General features: G+C 29.2%; 1 protein-coding gene and 1 pseudogene. Both read right to left on the reverse strand.

Translation table 11 applies throughout. From position 1 onward, the window contains the following. On the reverse strand, positions 1 to 897 hold an 897-nt coding region (locus tag D8886_RS11505; protein ID WP_142999466.1), incomplete at its 3' end, for a hypothetical protein. Between the two features lie 10 nt (positions 898 to 907). Then, positions 908 to 1,893, reverse strand: a pseudogene (locus D8886_RS11510) (ATP-binding protein); the annotation flags it as partial.

The raw sequence follows: 1,893 nt of genomic DNA on the forward strand, positions 1-1,893 counted from the left end.
TAAGAATTCTTTTCTTGGAGAATGATCGAAAGGAGAAAACTCCTTTTCCCAATACTCTTTAAATATTTCAATTTGCGGCTTCAACTTACTAAATAGCAATTCAAAGTAATCCAAATCATCTGATTGAAGTGCTTTTTTAAAAAGTTTTTTAAATTCACTGTCTTCAAATCTATGGTCGAAAATCTGAGCAAAAAGGTAAAACTTTATTATCCTAACCTTCAGAAAAGCAAGTTTTTCATTTTCATAATGCCTTATATTATTCTTTAAAATGCCAAAGAACTTTTTGCTTTTCTGACCTTCAAAGCATGTATCAGTAGAAAAGTCATACCAGTTCAGCTCTGAAGTATAGCCAGAACCTTTCAAATGCATGTGATTTTCTGAAATGCCTTCGGATAGTATTCTATTCAATCTATAATTATCATGTTGGATGCGGTGAGCATCCCCAGCAGAAATTTCATGACCTTCGATAGCAGCTTTCATAGCAAAAATAATATTTGCGTCTATCTTGTTGATAATACCATTCCATTCCAATAAGGAATCAAAACTTATCGTCAGCGAGTTAGCTTGGTAAAATACCAATTCTTTAGCTATATAAAGAAAAAGATTTAAGGTATTATGTTTATATTTAGTTGGGCTGTATTTACTAATTTTTTCACTATATTCAACGATCAAATTATCTAATTCATCTTCATTGTAATCCGAATAGATTCTTTGATAGACTTTTTTCACCTCATGTCTATAGCCCTCGTCTTTAAGGTCAAATGCTGACCTCCACTTGATAGAAGCAACTGATGCAAATTTATAACTCGGTACAGAACTTTTATAATTATGATCAAAAATCTCAAATAAAGGAAAATCTTTATAAATCGTTCGCAAAAAACGGTCAATCTGTCTCAAAACTTCCCCCCTAAATAATATATTTATTGTAAATTTCTTCTAATTCCATAAGATCTTGATATGTCACATGACCATCTTCGATTTTTTTAGTAATTTTAGAATACTTGGCATTTTCATTTGGCGTCATTTGAGCATCTTTAACCATATCATTTAAATTACTTGACAATTTTTTATAGTTGGATGGAAGAGATGGAGGTTTTTTAAGAGATTCCTTTAAATACTTATGTATATCTTGCATCCTAAGTATTTTTTTGTCTAACAACTCATTAAAAATATCTCCTAATTTCTCATCTTCATATAACTTATCATAAAAACTTCCTTCGTCTTCATTATAAATAATTGTTTTTAAAGAAGCCACATCTAAGAATTGATCGGTACCAGATAAAATATCATTTATACTTCTTAAGGCCTTTGTAAAATTATATTTTAGATTTCTTGAATACCTGGAAGCATAATTCCGTCTTATAAATATATCCGTGTGAAAAACATTTTTATAGATATATTTAGACGGTAACTTATCCGACTCATCTGTATTGTATAAATTGTCCAAACCTAAAAGAATTTCAACCAAATACTCTAATTTAGTTGGCCAGATAAAAAAATTTATTTGATAATTTCTATTTTTGGGCCGGAAAAAAGGTGTATAGGTATAAAATTTACGGAAAATAAACTGAGATACCCCATTTTTGATATTCTGACTAATATCACCTAGAACTGGCAATTCAGAATTAATAAACATTTGGATGAATTTATAATAGAAATCTTTATCATCTTTATTATCTTTATTAACTTTAAAACTAGAAATTGTAGGAAAAAATAGAACGTAATCTTCTAAAGTATAACCTTTAACATAATCTAGGAAGCTAAACTCTTGAGGCATAAAATTAGAATTAACGACCTGTAAGTAATCAATTAATTCTGGTAGCTGACTAGTTAATGCACTTAAACTTTCTTCATACTCCTGTTCATAGTTATATTCTGTATCACCCTTTACTG

The sequence above is a fragment of the Streptococcus sanguinis genome (assembly GCF_003943655.1).
In the GTDB taxonomy this organism is placed as follows: Bacteria; Bacillota; Bacilli; order Lactobacillales; family Streptococcaceae; genus Streptococcus; species Streptococcus sanguinis_F.